9 protein-coding genes are annotated in these 23,763 nt (G+C 47.4%); all 9 read right to left on the bottom strand.

The features are described from left to right. Positions 1 to 60 precede the first annotated feature (60 nt). Positions 61 to 1,404 carry a M20/M25/M40 family metallo-hydrolase gene (locus MHH56_RS09950; protein ID WP_339207975.1) on the bottom strand — a complete coding sequence of 448 codons (1,344 nt, stop codon included), beginning with the start codon at positions 1,402 to 1,404 and terminating at the stop codon, positions 61 to 63. Between the two features lie 43 nt (positions 1,405 to 1,447). Further along, a complete protein-coding gene (gene fabD / locus MHH56_RS09945) occupies positions 1,448 to 2,719 on the bottom strand; it encodes an ACP S-malonyltransferase (RefSeq protein WP_339207974.1) in 1,272 nt (423 codons plus the stop codon). Next, positions 2,713 to 5,925: a non-ribosomal peptide synthetase gene (locus MHH56_RS09940; protein WP_339207973.1), complete on the bottom strand. Its 3,213-nt coding sequence runs from the start codon at positions 5,923 to 5,925 to the stop codon at positions 2,713 to 2,715. The genes fabD and MHH56_RS09940 overlap by 7 nt, the downstream gene beginning before the upstream one ends. An 18-nt stretch (positions 5,926 to 5,943) precedes the next feature. Next, the gene (locus tag MHH56_RS09935) at positions 5,944 to 6,669 is read right to left on the bottom strand and encodes an alpha/beta fold hydrolase (protein WP_339207972.1); all 726 of its coding nucleotides are present in this window, start codon (positions 6,667 to 6,669) and stop codon (positions 5,944 to 5,946) included. Between the two features lie 41 nt (positions 6,670 to 6,710). After that, the gene (locus MHH56_RS09930; protein ID WP_339207971.1) at positions 6,711 to 7,682 is read right to left on the bottom strand and encodes a hypothetical protein; all 972 of its coding nucleotides are present in this window, start codon (positions 7,680 to 7,682) and stop codon (positions 6,711 to 6,713) included. A gap of 88 nt (positions 7,683 to 7,770) precedes the next feature. Continuing rightward, entirely contained in the window at positions 7,771 to 21,234 is a 13,464-nt protein-coding gene (locus MHH56_RS09925; RefSeq protein ID WP_339207969.1) for an amino acid adenylation domain-containing protein, read from the bottom strand. Positions 21,235 to 21,298: 64 nt separating this feature from the next. After that, positions 21,299 to 22,090 (bottom strand): CPBP family intramembrane glutamic endopeptidase, encoded by a 792-nt coding sequence (locus MHH56_RS09920; RefSeq protein WP_339207968.1) that lies wholly within the window; start codon positions 22,088 to 22,090, stop codon positions 21,299 to 21,301. Then, complete coding sequence (locus tag MHH56_RS09915; protein ID WP_339207967.1) at positions 22,087 to 22,887, bottom strand: type II CAAX endopeptidase family protein; 801 nt, start codon at positions 22,885 to 22,887, stop codon at positions 22,087 to 22,089. Before MHH56_RS09915 ends, MHH56_RS09920 begins: the two co-directional genes overlap by 4 nt. A 1-nt stretch (position 22,888) precedes the next feature. Beyond that, entirely contained in the window at positions 22,889 to 23,743 is an 855-nt protein-coding gene (locus tag MHH56_RS09910) for a CPBP family intramembrane glutamic endopeptidase (RefSeq protein WP_339207966.1), read from the bottom strand. Positions 23,744 to 23,763 lie beyond the last annotated feature (20 nt).

The following is a 23,763-nucleotide window of genomic DNA, read 5'->3' as shown; positions in this document are numbered from 1 at the left end:
CTGCACAGTTTGCTGCTCCTTTCCCCCTCAACTAATCCTAAAAGCACTCGTCTGAATCTATCATAACCTCGAATTTCCATAACGCGCCATCACTTCATGAATAGCTTTTGCCCCAAAACGAATAGCCTCAACAGGCACACGCTCATCTGCTGCATGGATCAACTCCGAGAAATTCATGTCCTCTGGGAGCGTCATAGGCAAAAAACCATACGTTTGAATACCTAATGTTGAAAAATGTCTCGCATCTGTTCCACCCGGCAGCAGCATCGGAATAGGCACTGCAGCTTCATCGGCTTTCTTCAGCACATCTGACAGCAATTCAAACAATTCCATTTCCGGGTTTTCTGGACAAGGGTCATGGCGAATCACTTCTAACGTTATTTGATGTTGTATGGCATGATCGTACAGCTCGGCAATGAACTGCTCTGGAGTAAAACCGGGCAGCAGCCTCCCATCCATCTCCACAATGATTTCACTTGGATGCACATTGATTTTTTCGCCACCATGCACAACCGTAGCACTTATTGTATTGCGAAGCAGCGGTTGAAACAGCTTTCCCTTGTCACCCATTATCCTCAGCATGAGATTGCTCAGGCGTGGCCGAAGCAGCCCTTTCAATAATAACCTCGGCAATAGGGGCAATGCCGATGCCATGGATTGAATCATATACGACGCTGCGGGCGTGACATGAATCGGCAGTTTAACCTTATTTAACGCTCCCAGCATATAGGCAAGCTGCGCCATGCTTCCTTCATTTTGGCCAAGCGAACCATGCCCGCCTCCTCCTCTAACCGTAGCTCTAAGGAAACAAATTTGTTTCTCTGCCACCATAATCGGATAAAATTTTTGGCCGCTTACTTGAAAGGAGAAGCCCCCAAACTCCCCTATCGCATAGTTCACGCCAGCAAAAAGATAAGAATGATGTTTAACTAAGTAGGAGGCTCCTAAATCCCCGCCTGCTTCTTCATCACTTACAATAGCCAAAATCATATCGCCCTGTAATACTGTTTTCTCTGCGTGAGCTTTTAGAAAGGCGGCAAGCATCATCGCTACACCGCCTTTCATATCTAGGCTTCCTCTCCCCCATACGTAACCATCGCTAATCTCACCACCGAATGGATCGCGGGTCCATGCTTGCTTCTCTACACCTACAACGTCAACATGCCCGTACATGAGAAAAGGGGGTGCATCTCCGCACCCCTTTAATCGTGCAATTAAATTAGGTCTATGCTCTTCTTGAGCAATAATGATCGTATCACTGATTCCCGATTCAAGAAGAAGATCACGAATAAAATAAATACAATCTCGCTCATTGCCTGGCGGATTCGTTGTATTGAACCGTATTAATTGCTGCAATAGATATTGAGGGGACTCATATATCGGCCCGTCCAAGCTGCTAATCATCGTAAAGTCCTCCTTGGCATGGTTGACTTCCCTTTTACATCCTTTAACTTCTATTAGAAGCTAAAAATCGACTCCCTAATTTATCCTTAAGGCCGTTGTCTTGAAGCAATTGTTCCAATCGATCCTGCTGTTCGTTCTCTGGAACAAGCTTCGTATGGAACGCAGAGATCAGCATCTCATAAGCCTTAACCAAATGCTTCCACTCTGCCCTGCCACGAGAAAGCTGAAGCTCATTCAACATCGTCTGAACCTCGCGGTAAGGTACAACTACACCTTGCTCATACTGCTCTAAATCTCTGTTCCGATTACGCATGCACGTAACGATAGTCAAACATTGAATAATAAAATCTAACGAATAGTCTTGCCCCTCATCCCGGCCCTTCCCAAGGAGCTGTTCCCTATCCGGTTCATGGTCGAAAGAAAGCACCCTAAGGGTAGTACTATTGTTGGCTAGTTTCTTCAATATCGATTGGGGGCCCATCTCAACCGCTTCCGAAACCCCGTTCTCCAGCAAAAAACGGATAACCGCTGTCCATTGTACGGGTGCGGTAATCTGCTCTGTCAGTACTGCTGGAATCTCATCCGCACTCCGATATAATCTTGCAGTCACACTTGAAACAACCGGATGCTGGAGTGTTCCAAGCTTCAGTCCTTTAAGCTCCTCTGCAAATAGCTGCGCTGCTGGTGCCATAAGAGGACTGTGGAACGGCGCGCTCACATGAAGCGGGATGACAACGCCTCCCCGCTTGGAGATACGCTGCACCGCTTCGTTCAATACTCCTTTATGTCCAGAAATGACAACCTGATCATCTGAATTAATATTAGACACTACAACAATTTCAGCTCCACCCTGAAACGAGGAACTAGCGTGCTTGCAGATCTCTGCAACTTCAGCTGCGCTAAGCGATATTACCGCCGCCATTGCACCACTACCAGCATCGTCCGCATCTCGCATGAGTTCACCGCGACGATGAACGATACGGACAGCGCTGTCGAATGGAATACCCCCTGCACAAGTCAAGGCGGTAATTTCTCCAAGGCTATGACCGGCTAAAAATTGCGGAGCCTTCCCCAGCAGGTCTCGGTATATTTTGTACATTGCTATCCCTACAGTTAATATAGCTGGCTGTGCATATTCCGTCCTTGTCAATTCCTCCATGCTGCCCTCAAACATAAGTTTTGTGAGATCCATGTTTATCGCTTCACTCGCTTCATGAAAGGTCTCTTTGGCGAGCTCATATTTTCTATACAAATCCTTGCCCATGCCAACATACTGTGAGCCCTGACCGGGAAACAGCAATGTGCCGCCTACCATACGCTTTCAGCTCCCTCTTCTAATTCTGCGAGTACAACCTTGAGAGATGCTAGATACAGAGAGAGCAATTCATCCACACTTGCTATGTCCCATGAAAGAGCATCATATAGACATCGGATGTTTAACTCGTCTTCACTAAACTCAAGCTGAAGAGCAAAGCCGATTAGCGGCATATAGGACTCCATTCCTCTCAAGTCGGTTGAAGAGAACCATGGTATGATTCCATTGTCCAATGTACGGAAACCAGCTGCTGTCGCAAGCGAGGAAAAGGTATAATAGTCGCCGCTTTCCCGTTGATTAACTACTTCAGGGATCATTTCCACAACCGTCATATAGTGGGACATATTCAGCGACACAGGCACCATCCGATCTCCTACACCATCTTTGACGATGACTGTAACTTCATCGGACATCGTAATATCGGATAGCACGTACATATAAAGGACAAGCAATATATCGACGATATCTGATCCAATGTCTTCTGATAGCTGCATCAATTTCCCGAGCAGCGCTTCATCCAGCTTGCATGAACGGGGAATGGCTGCATGATCTATACCCGTTTCTCTGCTTATGATGCGATTAGGGAAAGTTAAACCTTTCAGCCCTGCTAATCCATCCATATCTCCTTCTTCACTGAATGGTGCATCCATTAGCGCAGCCATTCCGCGGAGTGTCGCATGTCCGAACAAATCAGCAACGGATACACGAGAAGGGTAGTGCTGCTCCAAGTTGTGATGTAAAGCAACAAGCAGAATGGAGTTGCCTCCTACCTCGAAGAAGTTGTCTTCAGCGGCAAAATCGACTGTATGCAGCACCTCTTGCCAAAGAGCCGCTACTTTCCGCTCCGTATCGGTATCCAGCTCAAGCAGCTGCAGAGCAAATGCAGCATTATCCCGCAAACGAGCCACTTCACTCTGCTTTGGCAGCGCCTTGCGATCAATCTTTCCATTATTATTCAATGGCAATGCTGCAAGCCAAATGTAACGCTGCGGAACCATATATTCAGGCACTCGACTTGCCATAAAGCTGCGAAGCTCTAATGTCGACAATTCAGACTCCGCTGCATAATAAGCACATAACAATCCGCCATTAGACTGCTCCTCTTCCAGCAGCACCGCCGATTCAGTAACGTCCTCGTGCCGTGCGAGCATCATTCCAACTTCCTCCAGCTCGACGCGATGTCCGCGGATTTTCACTTGAAAGTCACTGCGCCCGAGAAATTCGAGGTTTCCGTCGTTTAAGTAGCGTGCAAGATCTCCTGTTCTATACATTCTCTCACCGGGATAAAAAGGGTCGCTAACGAACTGTTCCTCCGTAAGCTCCGGCTTCCCAAAGTAACCTTGGGCCAATCTTGTCCCCGCTATACAAAGTTCACCAGCAACGCCTGGAGGCTGAAGACGTCCCGCCTTATCCAAAATGTACGTTCGCACTCCAGCAAGCGGTTTGCCTATTCCGGGATGATTATCCTCTATCCGCTGTATGGTTGACCATACCGTCGTTTCTGTCGGCCCGTAAACATTGTATATTCGAAGCTGTGGATAAGGCTTCAGCCGATTCCATAGGGTTGGAATAAACGGCTCCCCGCCAATGATCAAATCTTTTAAATAGCGCAAGCATGGTCTCTCTTCTTTGCCAGCCAGCAGCATTTGCAGTCTCATCGGGGTAGTTACCATCATCTCAACATCATGATTGACGATGAGACGATCCAGCAGGTCTGGGTCTCTGCGCTCCGCTTGTGATGCTAGAACGACCTTCATCCCATAAAGAAGTGGCATAATTAAGTCATGTATAGATACATCGAACGCAGCGCTTGCTAAAGCAACAATCGTTTTTCCTGGTACATATTCTACTTGCTCTGCCATTCCTTCTATGAACCGTATCGCACTCTCATGCTGAATCATTACACCTTTTGGTCTGCCTGTTGAACCTGATGTATAGATCACATAAGCTAGATTTTGAGAGGAATTGTCCTGCTCCATGCTGCTTGAGAGTATGTGTGAATTCTTCTCTTCCATGCCAGCAGCGCACTGCTCGTCTCTCTCATCGATACAAACAATATTGCCTTCATATTGAGAAGCTTTTGAGAGGTAATCGTACTGCGTTAACAAAACCGGAGCCTTAGTATCCTCCAGCATATAATGAATGCGATCCTCTGGGTATTCCAAATCAATGGGCAAATAGGCGCCTCCAGCCTTCCAAATGCCGATGATGCCAACTACCAGCTCGACCGTTCGCTCCACCATCAGTCCAACCACAATTCCTGAACGCACGCCTTCTCTGCGCAGTCTACTAGCAAGTTCGCGTGCCCGCTGATTCAGCGTGCCGTAAGTAAACGACTCCTCGCCGCAAATAAGTGCCGTCTCATGGGGGCGAGATTGAGCCTGCTTCTCGAATAGCTGATGCAGGGTTATGCTTAATTCACCAGCTATTCCCTCTCTATGCAAAGGCTTATGTTCAGTGGATGAGCATGAACCAATACAAAGTGATTTTATTAATGCTTGAACTTCATCTTCATCCAATATGGCTGCATCTCTAATGAGAATGTCGTCGCCTCGAACTAACAGCTCCGCTGCCCGATGAACATGATTAGCTAGATTTTTCATCATTGTCGTGCTGTAAGCAGAGCTATTATATGTCATAGTAAGCGTTATAGCGGGTGATTCTGACTCCAAGACACTGTACGAAAAGAGCAAACCAACCCCATCAGCGCTCGGTTTCCCATAACTATTTTCCAAGGTTACGGCTACAGCCTGTCCTGAATTGAAGCTGCTTGTTCTGGCGGAATCCATCGTTTCTAGTTCCAAAATATGTCCCTTATTACTGTCCTCGAATTCATTTAGAGCTCCGTCTAATTGCTTTAGCAATGACTGAAGCATATTTTGCTCATCTACCCTGATTTGAAGCGGAATCCATGTCCCGTCCATATGACTTCCGAATCCCTGAGACGGAATGCCGATCGTTAATCGGTCATCCCCTTTATATTTATAAAGCATGATATAAACCGCAGTAAGCAGTACGCTATACAATCGCTGATTGGAATGTTCAGCATATCGAAGCAGCATTTCTGTGAGCTCTTTGGGTAAATGGATACACTGCTCCATAGAACTATACTCCGCTGCTCTGCTAAGCAAGTCTGAGGGAAACCCTCCATCCTCTCGCCACAAATATTGATTTCTCTGGCCAGCGTCTATGAATACCTTATCCATATTTTTTGCTCCTCTCTGTTATGAATGGATGATTCCTTTGCCAGTCAATGTCCTCAGGAGCGTATCATTTAGGAGCGAAACGACTTGTTGTTCCCGTTCATGTATGAAAAAATGGCCTCCTTCGAAGTTGACGATTTTACAGGTCTCCGTCGTTTGTGACTGCCAATCTTCTGAAGTCCCGTATAGGCTGCTGTCCTCAGAGCCATTCATAACAATGAGATGAAGAGGGAGCGGCGGCTTAACCTCTGGCTTGTACGTGCCAACCAGCTTAAAGTCAGCTCGCAATATGGGCATAAATACTTCTCGCAGCTCCATATGCTCAAACAGCTCAGCAGATGTTCCGCCAAGGCTTAATACTTCTTCGATAAAAGCTTTATCGGGAAGCTTGTATATTTCCCGGTTCACATGGCTGGAATGAGGCGCCCCATACCCTGACATAAAAACTACGGATGGGAGCGTCAATCCTGCTGCATGAATGCTATGAATTAATTCATAAGCGATCAAGCATCCCATGCTGTGGCCGAATAAAGCATACTGATTTTGTGCATAGTCACGGATTAAATGCAATACATCCTTAACTGCCTCATGAATATCCTCGTAGAGCGGCTCACTCATCCGGCTTCCTCTCCCAGCTAATTCAATCGGAATCAATTGAATAGAAGGATCTAGCTGCCGCGACCATTTCTTATAGACCTGAGCCGAACCCCCCGCGTAAGGCAAACAAAGCAACGGTATACTATCCATAATTAGGAACGACCACCTTGTTAGGAAGCGATTTGATTTTGTTAAACACCACTAGCCAGCGTACGCCAAAATGTTTTTTCCATTGCAAATAGTTTTTCTGCTAGAGCTATCTCTCTATCTCGCTGAAATTTATGCGTAACAAAAGATTGCTTGATTGCATTCCAGCCGTCACAGATCATTTCCAATTGCTCCTTAAGGGATTCGTATAATGTCACATTTATTTGCTTCTGCTCTCGCAGCGTTCGAATAAGACCTTCGTTTGCAATATGCCGGTTGCATATAATGTTGATTCCAATGAGTGCATACGTAATATGAGCGCTATATTTATCCGGGCTTGAATCTACTTGCCACATTCCCTCCATAGAGAAATCGTCAAGCTCCCGCGTAAGCCGCTCCGCATTGTCAACAACTTCCGATAAGTTCAATTCATACGGCTTAATCGTTGAATGAAGATTATAAATATAATAGGCAGGGCCATTATAGTTTTTGTTGATATTGTACTCTGAATTTTTGAATGCTTTTCTGAGCCGATCCTCAGGAACCTCATGTTCACTGTAGCCAGCAAGCGTATCGTCAATTACATAGAAGGATGAGCGTTCATTATCGTAACCATTAAACAGCGAATAATGGTACCAATGAAACTTTTTCCAAGCCATGCTTCCCGGCAGCCAATAGAACAAATCGACATTCACACTTAAATTGCGCCCACCGTCAAGCACCTCTTTTATTTCATCTATAAACTTTTCCTTATCGCGGAAGTGCCCAGGCTCAATCCACTTCATAACACCGGTTAATGGAAATTTGGTCCAATCATCGAGATAATATAGCGTATCAATCGTCGGATATCGAAATTGCTGGTCTGTCGCTGCAGACCAAGGATAATATCGATGAATGTTCAAATATGCCGCATATCGGTAGCTGGGATGAGCAGAAACAGCGATTGAATAGGCTTGATTGAGCATACAGTTCGCCCAGAATTCATTAAATGGTTGTCTGTCCAACGTAACTTTCATCCGCTTATCCTCCTTAATAGATCCAAACTCGTATCATTTAATCATTTCTCGGCGGTACTGCACGAAGGAAATACCGCCGAGAACGATGTTATTTCGGACCATCTTGCAGCAATAGATCGCTTAGTTTCATCAGAGGGCTGGCAGCAGCCGTCATTTCCTCTACAGTTGTACAATAATGCTGAGCCATGCGCGTAATCGTATCTGAGTGAAACAGTGCTGTAGCATACTCCAAGCTGCAAATCATTTCTCCATTGCTCTCCACAACCTCCAGCGTCAAATCGAATTTACTAACGCCTGGCTCGAACGGCTGAAGCTCAAAGGTTAAATCGCCTCCTTGCATGACAGAACGATCCATATTTTGCAAAATGAACATCGTGTCGAACAAAGGATTTCGACTTTGATTTTTTCCAAGCTCCAATCGCTTCACCAAATCCTCAAACGGATACTCCTGATGCTCCAGCGCTTGCAGTACGTCATTATGCACATCGGTGATATAACCACCGAGTGTTCTTTCAGGCTGTGGTCGGCATCGAATCGCAACTGTATTAACGAATATGCCGATTTGGCCCTCAAGATCAACATGGTCACGTCCCGCTGTCGGCGTGCCAATAATAATGTCATCTTGGCCGCTGTACTTGCCAAGCAAAAGCGCATAAGCACCAAGCAGTACCGTATACAAAGTTGTCCCCAGCTCTCTTGCCATGTACTGCGCTCTTCTCGTAAGTTCCTCATTCAACTTAAAACTATATCTGCGCCCCTCGAAGCTCTGCATCGCTGGTCGCGGATTATCCGCCTGGAGCTCCAGTATTGGCAGTTCGCCTGAGAACATATCCAGCCAGTGGCGCTCATGCGCCTCGTACCCTGGACCATTTAATTGAGCTTCCTGCCAGACGACATAATCTCTATACTGTACCCGCAGCTCTGCAGGCTCATTTCCGGAGTACAATTCGATCAATTCTTTCAGAAGCACACTGACCGATACACCATCCGTAACAATATGATGCATATCAAGCAGCAGCAAGTGAGAGCTGGAGCTTAGCGGAACAAGAGCTGCCCGCAGCAATAAGCAACTGCCAAGATCAAAGGGACGTATGAACCGCGACATTAATCTAGTGATGGTTTCATCCATTCCCGCTTCTGACAACAAACGCTTGGCAGTCATTCGTGCCCATGCATTGCCCTCCAGCTTAAATGCCGCTGATGGATGAATTCGTTGTCTGAATTGTCCATCCTCATAATGGAAAGACGTCCTTAAGCTCTCATGCCTCATGATTAAAGAGGTGAACGCCTGCTCCAGCTTCTTCGCATCCAGCTTCCCACGGATATGCAGTGCAAATGGGACATTATACATCGTTGCTTCTCCAGATAGCAGAGATAAAACATATTGCCTTCTTTGAGCGCGCGACATCGGGAAATATGCCCTGTCCATCTGACGCGGAATCGATTCATACGTTTGCTGGCTTTGACCTTCAATTACTAGAGCGAGTGACTCTAGTGTCGGATTCTGAAACAATTCTCTCAGCGGCACGCGCACACCAAATTGTAAGCCTATCCGACTGACCAATGTTGCCGCCTTTAACGAATGTCCACCTAACTCGAAGAAGCTGTCTGTCGCTCCGATGTTTTCCGTCAATAGCAGCTCCTGCCAGAGCATAACCAGCTTGCGCTCCGTCTGCGTGCTTGGCTCCCGGTAATGTCGTACATTCCGTTCTGTCTGCTGCGGTCTTGGCAGTGCCTTGCGATTTATCTTGCCTGTTGGCGTCATCGGTATTTCATCCTGCAGCATCACATAGGTTGGAATCATATAAGCAGGCAGCTTGCCTCTTAGATATTGGATGAGCTCCTCGGTTGCTCCGAGAGAATGCCCGCCTACGTTCTCTAACCAAAGGGGTTCTCCCATATGGGTACTCTCGAAAGCTGCTGCAACATAATGTTCCGCGTACGAGGTCATATTGGGCAGATCAGCATCATCAGCCTTTTGCAGGACAACATAAGCGCAGAGAACAGGCTCACCCTCAGGCTCTTGAAACGCGATGACCACCGCTTCCTTCACACGTTCATGCTGCAGCAGCTGCTGCTCCACCTCACCGGTTTCAATGCGATGTCCTCGTATTTTCACCTGATGATCGCGGCGGCCTGCGTATACAAATTCACCGTTCGCCAGCCTTCTGCCAAGATCGCCCGTGCGATACATCCTCTCGCCTGTACCAAACGGGCTCGTAATAAATACTCCCTGATCCCATTCCGGATGCTGAAGATAACCCCGACCAACACCTGCTCCTCCGATGCAAATTTCACCAATCACACCTGTTGGCTGCAGCTGCAGCTCTGGACTCAGTACGACCATTGCTGCCCCTGAAATAGGTGTGCCAATCGTAATCGCTTCACCGCTAGTCACCTCGCACACCGATGTCCATACTGTTGTTTCCGTTGGGCCATAGAGATTGAAAATACGCGCACTCGTCACCGAACGCAGCCTCCCCAGCAGATCCATCGTCAACGGCTCCGCTCCAATCATGACTACGTTTAAGGATTTCCAAACCTCGCTTTGGCTCACCTGCGCCATCCACCACTTGAAGCGTGATGGCGTAATTTGCAGCACCTCTACCTGATGCTTCTTTATAAGCTCCTGCAGCAGATGAGCATCACCCCGTTCCTCTTCATTGCACAGCACCATTTTCATTCCCATTGTTAATGGGAGCAGGCTCTCTACGATGAAAATATCAAATGATACAGTCGCCATTGCTAATAGGCTTTGGCCTGCTTCGAATGGAATTCGCTCACGGAATGCGCTCACGAAGCTTGCCAGTCCGCGATGCTCGATCATTGCACCCTTCGGCCTGCCCGTTGAGCCGGAAGTATACAATACATACGCCAGATGCTCGGGTAAGCTTACGATCTCCAGATTTCCTCGTTCCGAGCTATACAGATCTGCATCATCCAAATACCATTCTTCTGACGCATTCATGACAAACCCGGCATATTTCCTTTCTGTCAGAAGCCATTGATCGCTGCAATCCTCCAGCATCCACTGGATACGCTCAGCAGGGTATGCCGGATCAATAGCAACATAAGCGCCACCCGCTTTCAAAATGCCAAGAATGCCGATCATCAACAGGGGTGAACGGTCTGCCATCAGCGCTACGATTCGCTCTGGTGCCACCCCGCGGCTGTGAAGCGTATGTGCCAGCTGGTTGGATCTATCATTTAGTTCGCGATAGGTCATCTGCTCCGATTCAAAATGGACTGCAACCGCATCTGGAGTTTTTGCTGCCTGCCGCTCTATCTCTTCGATAACGGATCGCCATTTGAACGGGACGCCTGGTAAAGATAAATCTTGGCCCTGCATACTCAGCGGCATTTTAGTGGGTGCATCTTCTGGTGCTACAGCCCCTCTGACATCAGCACCACTGCTCTTCATCCGCGTCATGCTATCCAATTCCGCAAGCAGCTCCAGCTTTTCTTCATCGTTTAACAGCTCTAGTTCACCAAGAGTTCGCCATCGATTTTTGCTCGATGTCATTGCTTTAATAATCGTGCAATAGTGGTGTGCCATCCTGATGACCGTTTCCTCATGAAACAGATCCATTGCATACTCCAAGCTGAAGGCAATGCCTTTCCCGCGCTCTACAGCTTCAAGTGTCAAATCAAACTTGCTGACACCGTGTTCAAACGGCTGCGGCTCGAAGCTCAAACCGCCCGTTTTCAATGCTGAGTGCTCCATATTTTGCAAAATAAACATCGTATCAAACAACGGATTTCGGCTCTTGTCCTGAACGAGGTTTAGCCGCTCCACCAGCTTCTCGAACGGATACTCCTGATGCTCCAGCGCCTGCAGCACATCCTCGTGCAATTCGGCAATGTAGCTGCTCACCGTACGTTCGAGCTGCGGTCGACAACGAATGGCTGCTGTATTGACGAACATGCCGATGAGTCCCTCTACATCAGCATGATTACGTCCAGCTACTGGCGTGCCAATAATAATGTCCTCTTGTCCGCTGTACTTCCCAAGCATAAAAGCAAAAGCACTCAGCAGCACTGAATATAGTGTCACACCTTGCTCTACCGCCAAACGCCGCGCTCGCTGTGCAAGCTCTCCGTTCAGATGGAAGACATGTTTTCGCCCCTTGAAAGTTTGAACGATCGGGCGTTTCCTATCTGTTGGCAATTCCAGCAGCGGCAGCTCGCCTTCAAACTTCTTCAACCAGTAACGCTCATGCGCCTCGAATGGTTCACCGCCTAGCTGTCCTTCCTGCCAGACCGCATAATCCCTATATTGCACCCGCAGCTCTGGCAGTTCATTTCCGCCGTATAATGCCGTTAATTCCTTTACCAGCACACTCATCGAAACGCCATCAGTCACAATATGATGGATATCCAGCAGCAGCAAGTAATGCTCTTCTTCCAGCTGAAGTAGACCTGCCCTTAGCAGCGGCCCGCTTTCCAAATCAAATGGTCTTATAAACTTTGTAGTAAGCTCATTCAGCCATTCGGATTCAGCGCTTACATCATCACCAGAAGTTCCCAACCACTTGCCAGCTGGTACTAGTTCCTCTACACCATCCTCGAAATGAAATACCGTCGCTGGGAGGACACGCTGCCTGAATTGTTCATGAATATAATGAAACGAAGTTCGTAAACTTTCATGCCTAGCGACCAATGATGTAAACGCAGCTTCAAGCCTCGAAGAGTCCAGATTGCCCCGAATTCGCAGTGCAAACGGAACATGGTACATCGTTGATTCTCCTGTTAGCAGCCCCAGCAAGTATTGTCTTCTCTGCGCATGCGACATCGGATAATGCTCCTGATCCATCTGGCGCGGAATCGATTCATATGTTTGCAGATGTTTACTTTCAATTACTTCAGCAAGGGACCCTAGCTTTGGATTTAAAAACAGCTCCCTCAGCGGCACATGTACACCAAACTGCTCGTGGATTCGGCTTACCAGCGCTGCAGCCTTGAGCGAATGGCCGCCAAGCTCGAAAAAGCTATCCATCACGCCAATATCGTCCGATTTCAGCAAATCTTTCCACAGCTCGGCAAGCTTATGTTCCGTCTCGTTTCTTGGCCTTAAGTACTGGCGCTCACGCAGCGCAACCTTATGAGGTTTCGGCAGCGCCTTTCGATGCTGCTTTCCGGTTGGTGTGAGCGGTATTACATCTAGCAGCATCACGTAAGCTGGAATCATATAGGCAGGCAGTTTGCTGCTGAGATGGGTCTGCAGCTCCGAAATCATGTCGGAGAGGTTGTGTTCGTTAATATTGTTGTTACAACTAGAGTCAGAAGCGGGTACAACATACGCGCAAAGCGCATGCTCGCCCTCCTCCTCCTGAAATGCGATAACAACAGCTTCCTTCACATGCTCGTGCAGCAGCAGCTGCTGCTCCACCTCACCGGTTTCAATGCGATGTCCTCGTATTTTTACCTGATGATCGCGGCGGCCTGCGTATACAAATTCACCGTTTGCCAGCCTTCGGCCAAGATCACCCGTGCGGTACATCCTCTCACCTGCATTAAACGGGCTCGTGATGAATACTCCATGATCCCATTCTGGATGGCAAAGATACCCCCGTCCAACGCCTGCTCCTAAGATGCAGATTTCACCAATTACACCTGTCGGCTGCAACTGCAGTGCTGGATTTAGCACAACCATTGCTGCCCCGGAAATAGGCTTGCCAATCGTAATGTTCTCACCGCTAGTTACTTCGCACACCGATGTCCATACCGTTGTTTCCGTTGGTCCATAGAGATTGAAGATACGTGCATTCGTCACCGAACGAAGTCTCTCCAGCAGATCCATCGTCAACGGCTCCGCGCCAATCATGATTACGCTTAAGGATTTCCAAACCTCGCTTTGGCTCACCTGCGCCATCCACCACTTGAAACGCGATGGCGTAATTTGCAGCACTTCTACCCGATGCTTACTTATAAGCTCCTGCAGCAGATGAGCATCACCCCGCTCCTCTTCATTGCACAGCACCATTTTCATCCCCATTGTTAATGGGAGCAGGCTCTCTACAATGAAAATATCGAAGGATACGGTCGCCATTGCCAATATGCTTTGGCCTGCTTCGAATGGAATTCGCTCACGGAATGAACTCACAAAGCTTGCCAGTCCGCGATGCTCGATCATTGCACCCTTCGGCCTGCCCGTTGAGCCAGAAGTATACAGTACATACGCCAGATGCTCGGGAAGGCTTATATTTTCCAGATTCCCTCGTTCCGAGCTATACAGATCAGCATCATCCAAATACCATTCTTCTGAAGCGTTCATGACAAACCCGGCATATTTTCTTTCTGTCAGAAGCCATTGATCGCCGCAATCCTCCAGCATCCACTGGATACGCTCAGCAGGGTATGCCGGATCAATAGCGACATAAGCCCCTCCTGCTTTCAAAATGCCAAGAATGCCTATCAATAACAGAGGTGATCGGTCTGCCATCAATGCTACAATTCGCTCCGGTCCTACCCCGCGGCTGCGAAGCGTATGTGCAAGACGATTCGCTTGCTCATTTAATTCGGAATACGAGAGCGTCTCCAAACCAAATAAAATCGCAGCGGAATGCGGCGTTTCTGCCGCTTGCCGCTCTATCTCTTCCATGATGCTCATCCAGCAGGGATGCTCTTCGGTCGATGCAGAGAAATGTGCATTATTTGCTGTCATCTCTACCATCTCTTTTATTTCATCGAGCAGTGCATCTCTTACCTTCTCAGCGATGTCATTACCCTTCTGTTCCGCTTTATCATCAGCGCTTGCTGACAGCGAAGAAAGCTGCAATTGCTCTGCCTCATCCAATAATTCCAGCTCACCAATCGTCCTCCTAGACCCTTCGCTTGATGTCATCTCCCTAACGATTGTGCAGAAATATGCGGCCATTCTCTCGATCGTACTCTCATGAAATAAGGAGGTTGCATACTCAAGGCAGCATGTGATCCCCTTCCCCGTCTCCACTGCTTCCAGCGACAAATCGAACTTGCTGAATCCGGTTTCGTACGGCTGCGGCTCGAAGATCAAATCCCCCGATTGCCTTGCTGGCTGCTCCATATTTTGCAAAATAAACATCGTATTAAATAGGGGATTGCGACTTAAATCCTGTTCCATATCAAGCTGATTTACAAGATCCTCGAACGGAAATTCCTGATGCTCCAGCGCTTGCAGCACATTCCCGTGCATTTCAGTAATGTAACTGCCAATCGTCATTCCGAATTGCGGGCGGCAACGAATGGCGACCGTATTGACGAACATGCCGATTAGCCTTTCTACATCAATGTGATTGCGTCCGGCTACGGGAGTACCCACGATAATATCCTCTTGTCCGCTATACTTCCCAAGGAGAACCGTATAAGCGCTAAGCAGCAGCGTATATAACGTCGTCCCTCGTTCCCTTGCCAATTGCCGCGCCCGATATGCCAGCTCCTCGTTTAGCTGAAAAGCATACCTTCGGCCCTCAAAACGCTGAACCGCCGGACGCTGCTTGTCTGCAGGCAGATCAAGCACCGGGAGTTCGTCCGAGAACATGCCCAGCCAATAACGCCTCAGCTTCGAGTAATAGTCACCGCTTAATCGTTCCAGCTGCCAGACTGCATAATCTCGATATTGCACCGTCAGCTCTGGCAATGCCTGCCCGTTGTATAAATCGATCAACTCTTTTATGAGCACGCTCATCGATATCCCATCCGTCACAATATGATGGATGTTCAGCAATAACAAGTGACGGTTTTCTGCCAATTCAGCAAGACCGATTCTTAGCAGTGAACCGCTTCCGAGGTCAAATGGATCTGTAAATTGGGCCATTAATTCATTGATCCTCATATCTGCTCCGATTGCAGATGACGCGCGCTGCCATAGTTCAGCCTGCTCGCCTTTTATAACCATTTCCGTTAGCTGAAATGGCTCTGCAGGATGAATTCGCTGACAGAACTCTTCACCCACATAGTGGAATGATGTTCGCAGGCTCTCATGTCTCGTAATTAGAGCAGTAAACGCGGCTTCCAGTTTCTTTTTTTCCAAATTACCGTGAATGTGAAGCACAAACGGAATATGATACATCGTCGATTGTCCGGCAATGAGCTCGATCATATATTGGCGTCTCTGTGCAGGAGACATTGGATAATGATCCCGATTTGCTTGCAGTGGAATGATAGCTCCTGCGATGCCTAGCTCAGAATTTAACCGCGTTCCCCCTGCCAGCCACTCAGCCATACTCGCAACAGACAGTCGCTCAAATACGACGCTTAGCGGCATTTCAACATGGAATTTAGCTTGAATCCGGCTTACCAATACCGCAGCCTTCAGGGAATGTCCACCCAACTCAAAGAAATCATCATACATACTAATTTGCTCAATGCCGAGCACATCTCTCCATATTTCAGCGACCTCTGTCTCGAGCGAGGTTCGCGGCAGGGTAAGCTCAGCCACGACTCGTTGCTGTAAAACAGGTTCTGGGAGCGCCTTGCGATCCACTTTGCCATTAGGTGTTAACGGTATCGCATCGATCTCCATAAAAAACGAAGGGATCATATAGTCTGGCATTTTACTTTTCAAAAAGATCTTTAAATCCTGAGCTCCGATTGTTTGATTTACAACCATGTATGCGCAAAGTTTTTTATCGCCTGCTTGATCCTCATGTGCGATGATAACCGCTTCATCTACCGCCTCATGTCTTTGAAGCTGCGCACCAATTTCTCCTAGCTCAATCCGAATGCCTCTCAGCTTGATTTGATCATCCATCCGGCCTAAATACACCGCATTTCCGTCTGGCAGCCACTTAGCTAAATCACCGGTACGGTACATAATGGTGCCAGGCTGCAGCGGGTGTTCAACAAACCGTTCCGCGGTCAATTCCGGTTTATTAACATACCCAGCAGCAAGGCCGCTGCCGGAGATGCATAGCTCCCCAGCCGTTCCCACCGGTGCAGGCTTGTCTCCAAAATTTAAAATATGAACAGCGACGCCATGCATCGGCCCGCCAATTGGTACATTAACGCCGCTGGCAGCAGCTGATTTATACACATACATATTGGAGCAGATCGTTGCCTCAGTCGGACCATACCCGTTAACCATTCGTATATTCGGATTTAATTGAACAAAAAGCGCAAGCGTTGTATCTTTTATAGGTTCAACGCCAACAAGCAGCTTGTCCAAGGAGATCGTCATCCTCGATTGTTCCAACGCTTGCGCCACATCCCGAAGCAGCGTCGGCGGAATATATGCAAAAGTTATCTGCTCTTCTACTATTACTTTAGCTAGCTCTCTAGGATCAAGCAGCTTAGGATTTGGATAAAGGACAAGGGACGCGCCAAACATAAAAGGCATAAACAGCTCGCAAACGCTCACATCAAACGAAATATTGGTAAGGCTTAAGCAGCGGTCTCTTTCATCAAAATTTCCGTCATAAAACAGCTTCAACGAATGGCTGAAGTTATAGAAGCTGCGATGCGGAACCATAACCCCCTTCGGCTGCCCAGTAGATCCCGAAGTGTAGATGACATACATAAGATCATCTGCTGAAATGGATACGTCCACATTGCTTTTATCCCCGTCATATATCGTTTCATCCGTTAATCGAACTTCCTGAACGGATGAATACACATTTCTATGAACCGAATCGTCTACTAAGAGCAAACTTGCTCCGCTGTCAGAAAGCATATAGCTAATTCTCTCCTGCGGATATTGAAGGTCGATTGGCAGGTATGCACCGCCAGCCTTCATAATCGCAAGCATTCCTGTCACCATTGAAATCGAACGTTCAGCCATCACACCGACAATGCTGTTAGGGCCAACACCGCAGCGAACAAGCTTGCGCGCCAGCGCATTTGCTCGCCCATTCAATTGTTCGTACGTTAATGACTCCCCTCTGCACTGAACGGCGACTCTTCCAGGAACTCGTCTTGCCTGTTCTTCAAAGCTGCTGTGGATACAACGAGCGCTAGGGAAAGCAGCCGCACGACTGCCAAATTCCGTCAGCAACTTGTTGTAATCTTGAGGGGACAACATTTCACACTCGCCTAATGTATGGTCTGGATAGTCCGTTACATAACTTAGCAACGTAACGTAATGCCTCATCATCGACCTTACGGTCTCTTCGCGGAACAAGTCCTTGCCATATTCGACTACCAATCGCAGGGTGCCGTCATTTTGCTCCACGGCTTGAACCATCAGATCGTATTTCGCCGTCCCATGCGGGAACCTCTCATGCCGATAGGTCAATTCTTCACTCGAGTAGTTGGGAATGTTCAAATTTTGCATAATAAACATCGTATCGAATAACGGATTGCGGCTGCTGTCTCGCCGATCCACCATGGACGCTAGCTCTTCAAATGGAAAGTCCGAATTTTCATAAGCCTCTGTCGATGCTGCTTTTATCTCTTCTAAAAACTGGGTAAACGGTTTGTTTGCCACGGGATACCCGCGCAATACAAGTGTTCCGACGAACATCCCTACCAGAGCTTCTGCTTCACGGTTGACTCGCCCCGCAATCGGTGTGCCTACAGCAATATCTTCCCCGCCAGAATACTTTGCAAGAAGGGTATAATAGACGGATAAAAGCACCATAAATAGCGTAGATTCCGTTGATTTTGCCAGCTTACGCAGATTATCCGATAATTCGTTGTCCACATAAATATCAAATGTTTCACCGCGATTGCTCTTTATCAGAGGGCGAGGAAAGTCAGTCGGAAGCTCCAGTACAGGCCACTCCCCTTGGCATTGCTTCATCCAGTAACTTCTCTGTCGCTCAATCCGCTCCGATTGCAGTTCCTCTCTCTGCCACGCTGCGTAGTCTATATACCGCAAGGTTAACGGCTCAAGACTCTCTCCTCGGTAAAGCATCATAAGCTCTTTGAGCAAAATACCTGCTGAGAAGCCATCCGAAGCAATATGATGCATATCCAAATACAACACATGCCGCTCAGGATTAACGGTCAATAAAGCAGCGCGAAGCAGCGGTGCATGACTCAGGTCAAATGATGTAAACAAGCTATGCAGCGTTTCAATCACCGTTTCTTCTGATGCCTGAAGCCGCTGAAGGGAAAAGTGAACATCAGTATGGACAAATTGACAAATTTCACCGTCTACTATGGCGAATGACGTTCTTAACATCTCATGCCGTTTTACTAATGAATGAATAGACGCTTCCAATCTGCTTGCATCAATTTCCCCCTCTATATGTAAAAGCTCCGGCAAATTATAGCTTCTATCCCTAGGCGAGGCAGCTTGCTGCAAGTACATGCGCTTTTGCGACGAAGAGATCGTATAATACTCCCGCTCCGCTACTCGGGGCATATGAATTACTTTTTCCGTTTCTGGCGAGCTGCTCCTTAATCGCCGCTCTTCCACAACACCAGCAAACCCACTAAGTGTAGGATGTCCTAACAAATGCTGCACTTCTAGCCGAATCCCCCAGCTTTGACTAAGTGAATTTACGATTCGCAGCGCAATGATCGAATCACCACCCAGTTCATAGAAGTTGGCATCGTTGCTGAGCTCACGATAACCGAGCAGTTCCCCCCATACATTAGCGACACTTTGCTCCGATTCCGAGATTGCACCTTCACTGCACAGCCTCACGTGGTTAACTGCCGATTCCTGCTTGATCTCTGTCAGAGGTGCTATATTAACACTGCGATCATCTTCCTCTACCCAACACGGATAGGGATCAAATGAATATACAGGCAGCGGTACCCTTCTGCGTCTCTCATCACGATAAAGCTCCTTCCAATCTACTTTAGCACCAGCTGCATATAACTGAGCTAACTGTGTACTTGCATCATCTTTGCCCCGATTACTGCGGACAACCTGCTCTAAGAGCTCCTTTTGCTTTCGCTCGTCATTCCCTCCCGTATGCACTGCATTTGAATCGCCGTAATAAATATTCGGCATCATCGTGTTTTGAAACCGCTCAACATCTAAGGCTTCCAGCCTATTTCTAAGCTCAACTTCATTTTTGGCGACGATCGCCAAACGATATCGATAATGTCCGCGACCTATCGCCGAGCTATAGCAAATGTCCGATAAGCGCCACTCGTGCTGCTCCTGCTCGGCAAACCAAGCACGATAATTAATAATGGATCGCTTAAGAGCCGATTCACTTTGGGAGGATAGGCAAAAAACTTCATTTTTTTCTTCCCCATAAGCTGCATGCGCTACCTCCTCCAACATAACGCTATCATTCGTTGACATTGACGGTGCTTCTTCCAGCACAACATGGCAGTTGGTTCCGCTCATACCAAATGCGCTAATACCGCATCTACGCGCACCAAACTCGTCACTCCAATGCGATAGCTTGTCGTTGACATACACAGGAGAATCAACAAACGATATTTTGCGATTGGGGAAACGATAATGCAGCGTAGGTGGAATCTGTTTATTGCAAAGGGAAAGAACTGCCTTCAGCAGCCCTGTAATACCAGCAGCATGATCGAGATGTCCGATATTGCTTTTGACCGAGCCAATCGCACAGAACTGCCTCTTGTCTGTGAAACGTCTGAATGCTCTCGTAATGCCGTCAATTTCAATAGGATCTCCCAATGTGGTTCCTGTACCATGCGCTTCCAAATACATGATCGTTTCGGGATCAATGGCTGCATCCTGCCAAGCACGGACAATGACATCCTCCTGCGCTAAGGCGTTAGGCGCAGTAATGCCTACGGAGCTGCCATCCTGATTCATAGCGCTCCCTTTAATAAGTGCATAAATATGATCCCCATCCTGCAGCGCCTTTGCGAGCGGTTTAAGCAGCAATGCGACTACACCATCCCCGATACCGGTCCCGTCAGAGCTGTCATCAAACGGCTTTGCACGGTTATCGCTTGACTCGATCCCAAGCCGAATGCCCATATCGATCGGAAGCAGATTGAGCTTCACACTTCCAGCGATAGCAGCATCGCATTCACCGCTGCGAATGGACTGACATGCTAAATGGACGGCCACAAGAGAGGATGAGCAAGCGGTGTCGACATTAAGTGCCGGCCCTTTCAAATTCAAGAGATAAGAGATGCGGCTTGCGATCATTGAACTTAAATTGCCTGGCGCTGCCATTGCGAGCGCTTCTGGATTTACCGTTTCAATAATACGTTTATAATCATGCAGCGCATCGGCGTTATGACCGATAAATACACCTGTTCGTGAGCCATGGAGCACTTCGCCCCCATACCCGCCATCCTCCAATGCGCTCCATGCGGTCTGTAGAAACATGCGCTGGTTCGGACTCATTAGTGAAGCTTCCTTCGGAGACAATCGAAAAAAGGAATAATCGAAGGAAGAGATATCCTCCAAATATGCACCATCAAATATTGAAATGGTTTCATACAATGCGCTCAGGCGACGAAGATACGGTTCCAACTCCTGCCGCCTCGACTGCGGGAAGGAACGTACACCGTCCACTCCATTTTGCAGCATATCCCAAAACTCTCGGTGTGTGTCTGACTTCGGAAGCTTGGCAGAAATGCCGATGATCGCAATTTCTTGGCTTGCGGTTTCCAGCACCGCGTCATTGCCTGCGTCTCCTTCATTTTCATTGCGATTTGGTTCCAACAAATCCAACTGAAACATGCTGCACACTCCTCTTTTGCGGTTGTTTGCAGTGGCAATGTGATCACTACCATAAATTATTGATTTAACTCGATATACTTTTATTGTGCCGCTTCAAATTCTCCGATTGTCTACGCAGCAATATATACAAATGCACAATAATCGCTAATCCGCTTATGAACGACAGAATAAGAAAAGTTTCGGGAGAGGAATCCTTCATAAAATGAGAGACGACATACAAGGTTGCTGTACTGAACACATGCGCGAGCAAAGATGACCATATCGATCCTGTGGTCACGCGAGTTACACCATAAATAATCGCTCCAAGAGCAGCGAAAGCACCAATGGTTACGCTCATAAATACAGTTCCAAACAACAAAGCTTGCAGCAGCACAGACCATGCAGAGGAGAATCGTTGGCGGAAAACATGGATCAGCATCCCCCGGAACAGCAATTCCTCGAGCAAAGAACCTAGCAATAAGCTGCTCAATACAAATACATAGAAATTCCCTCCACCAGCTACAAATTGAACCAAATTCGCAATTTCCGGAAAATTCTCAGCGATCCAAGCAAGCTGTGTGAACACCGCGATGAACAGACCAAGCCAAATTCCTGTCCCAGCAGCCATCACTGCTGATTGTGGTCGAACGAAGCCGAGGTCTTGCATTCGAATGTTTTGCCAGCGAAGCAGCGGCACATAAATGGCGATCACAATCGTATTCGCTGCGATAAGAGAGCTCGCTGGATTTTTGCTAAGCCAAGCACTAAACTCAGCATCTTGAATCCAATGGTTCAACGCCCAATTCGTGAATAAAACTACGCAGATATAAATAGCTAAATAGAGTAGAACTTTACTAATCACAGTTAACGTTCTCATGTGTGAATGACCTCTTCGTGACTGTATGGCTTGCGCAAGCGGCGATTGCCCAAATATAAGCCAGTTGCAATCATGGCACCTGCAACTGCCATTACGGCTGACAATATGAATATATCGTCACTCTTCGGGCCTAGATGCCAGAGCAAGTATTGAACTCCTTGGCAAGCCACCTGCGCGGCAATCGGCGCCCAGATGGAATCAAACCATACGTACAGGAGGGCAAAAATGATAGCGCCAAGAAAACCATACAAGGAAAGCGGAATATCGCCGAAGAAGAATAGAACGCCATATAATAACCCTTGCAGCAAAATCGCAACGGTGACAGGAAGAACGCCTCTAAAACTGTTCAGCAGTAAACCTCTGAATAACGTTTCCTTGTATACGTTGCCTAGCAATAAAAAAACGAGGAAAACATACCATTCTGCCCGATTCAAATATTCGAATAGCTCTTGGAATTTGAACTGATCAGACTGGATCGCAGGCAATTGCGAGAATGCCACAGTGAACAACCCCGCACCCAAACCCACCCATAGCGACAAGGAAATAGCGCTGCCATCCATCTTTTGAAATCGGGCTTCCTTGAATAGGTTTTGTTTAAATATTAGCTTTATTGCAAAGTACATAAGCGGAAAACCAATAATGTCATTTAATATGATGACAGTTAGCGTATTTTGTTCAAACCAAGGACTTAACGGGTAGATATAAGCAAAGAACAACTTGGTAACGGTAAGAAACCAGGCGAAATACAATCCGATGACCAGTAGAACACGCCCTATCGATACAGTCCAATTTCTCATCTTATCGCCCTCTTCCAACCGTAATCGGGTCTGCTTGTACTGATCTTGCACCTTTTTCTAGCCCTCTGCGCCAAATATATGCCGTTCCTCCTACGAGAAAGAGCAGGCTTCCAGCCGTTAAAACATACAAAGCAGGTTCTCCTATTTCGTTAATCGCTTCATGCCATCCAACATATTTTGTTATAAAAATAAGACTCATGGCTGAGGTTTGTACAATAATTGGCGCCCACAGGCTCCCTATTCGGATATACAATATCGCGTAGATGAGTCCAGAACCAAAACCAATGAATGACAGGCTGAGGCTTGGCTGAAAATAGGCGTAAACCAATGCTTGCAAAATAAGCGCAGCATACAGCGGCATCACTTGACGCAATTGTCCGTAAATTAATCCTCTAAACAAAATTTCTTCATAGATGGGGGCAATAAGCCCCGCACCCAAAATAACGAATAAAATGGAATCTCCCCTAATGAGATCATCTACGAGGAAGGGGATGGATGGAAAGTGCCGAGCGATGACATCAATTTCAATTAGACCAATACTAAACAGGCATCCGGCTGCCCCCATAGCCAGCATCAACCCGGCATCTTTGACCCCGATCTTCTTGAAGCCGCTAACTTGAAACAAAGTTTGCTTCTGCTCTTTCCATATGCTTCTCTTCAAACGGAAAACAAGCATATAGATGAGTAAAATGGAGGTAAATAATATCGCCATGAACATCGCCGGGTTACGATCCATAAACTTGGCAAGTCCGAGTGTAGCTTCATACTGATAGGTTGAGCGCAGCAGATAAAGCAAAGCGTAGAAGATACCTAAATACCATGCGATATTCTCGAGCATAAACAAGATCTTTTTCAACGTAATGCTCCTTTGCATAT

The sequence above is a fragment of the Paenibacillus sp. FSL K6-3182 genome (assembly GCF_037976325.1).
GTDB lineage: Bacteria > Bacillota > Bacilli > Paenibacillales > Paenibacillaceae > Pristimantibacillus.
This window is presented reverse-complemented; position numbering and strand designations above follow the sequence as displayed.

What these genes read in the sequence shown, in the direction of transcription:
- MHH56_RS09950 (WP_339207975.1), bottom strand. Translation starts at nt 1,404, where the DNA reads ATGATTAGCAGCTTGGACGGGCCGATATATGAGTCCCCTCAATATCTA.
- fabD (WP_339207974.1), bottom strand. Translation starts at nt 2,719, where the DNA reads ATGGTAGGCGGCACATTGCTGTTTCCCGGTCAGGGCTCACAGTATGTT.
- MHH56_RS09940 (WP_339207973.1), bottom strand. Translation starts at nt 5,925, where the DNA reads ATGGATAAGGTATTCATAGACGCTGGCCAGAGAAATCAATATTTGTGG.
- MHH56_RS09935 (WP_339207972.1), bottom strand. Translation starts at nt 6,669, where the DNA reads ATGGATAGTATACCGTTGCTTTGTTTGCCTTACGCGGGGGGTTCGGCT.
- MHH56_RS09930 (WP_339207971.1), bottom strand. Translation starts at nt 7,682, where the DNA reads ATGAAAGTTACGTTGGACAGACAACCATTTAATGAATTCTGGGCGAAC.
- MHH56_RS09925 (WP_339207969.1), bottom strand. Translation starts at nt 21,234, where the DNA reads ATGTTTCAGTTGGATTTGTTGGAACCAAATCGCAATGAAAATGAAGGA.
- MHH56_RS09920 (WP_339207968.1), bottom strand. Translation starts at nt 22,090, where the DNA reads ATGAGAACGTTAACTGTGATTAGTAAAGTTCTACTCTATTTAGCTATT.
- MHH56_RS09915 (WP_339207967.1), bottom strand. Translation starts at nt 22,887, where the DNA reads ATGAGAAATTGGACTGTATCGATAGGGCGTGTTCTACTGGTCATCGGA.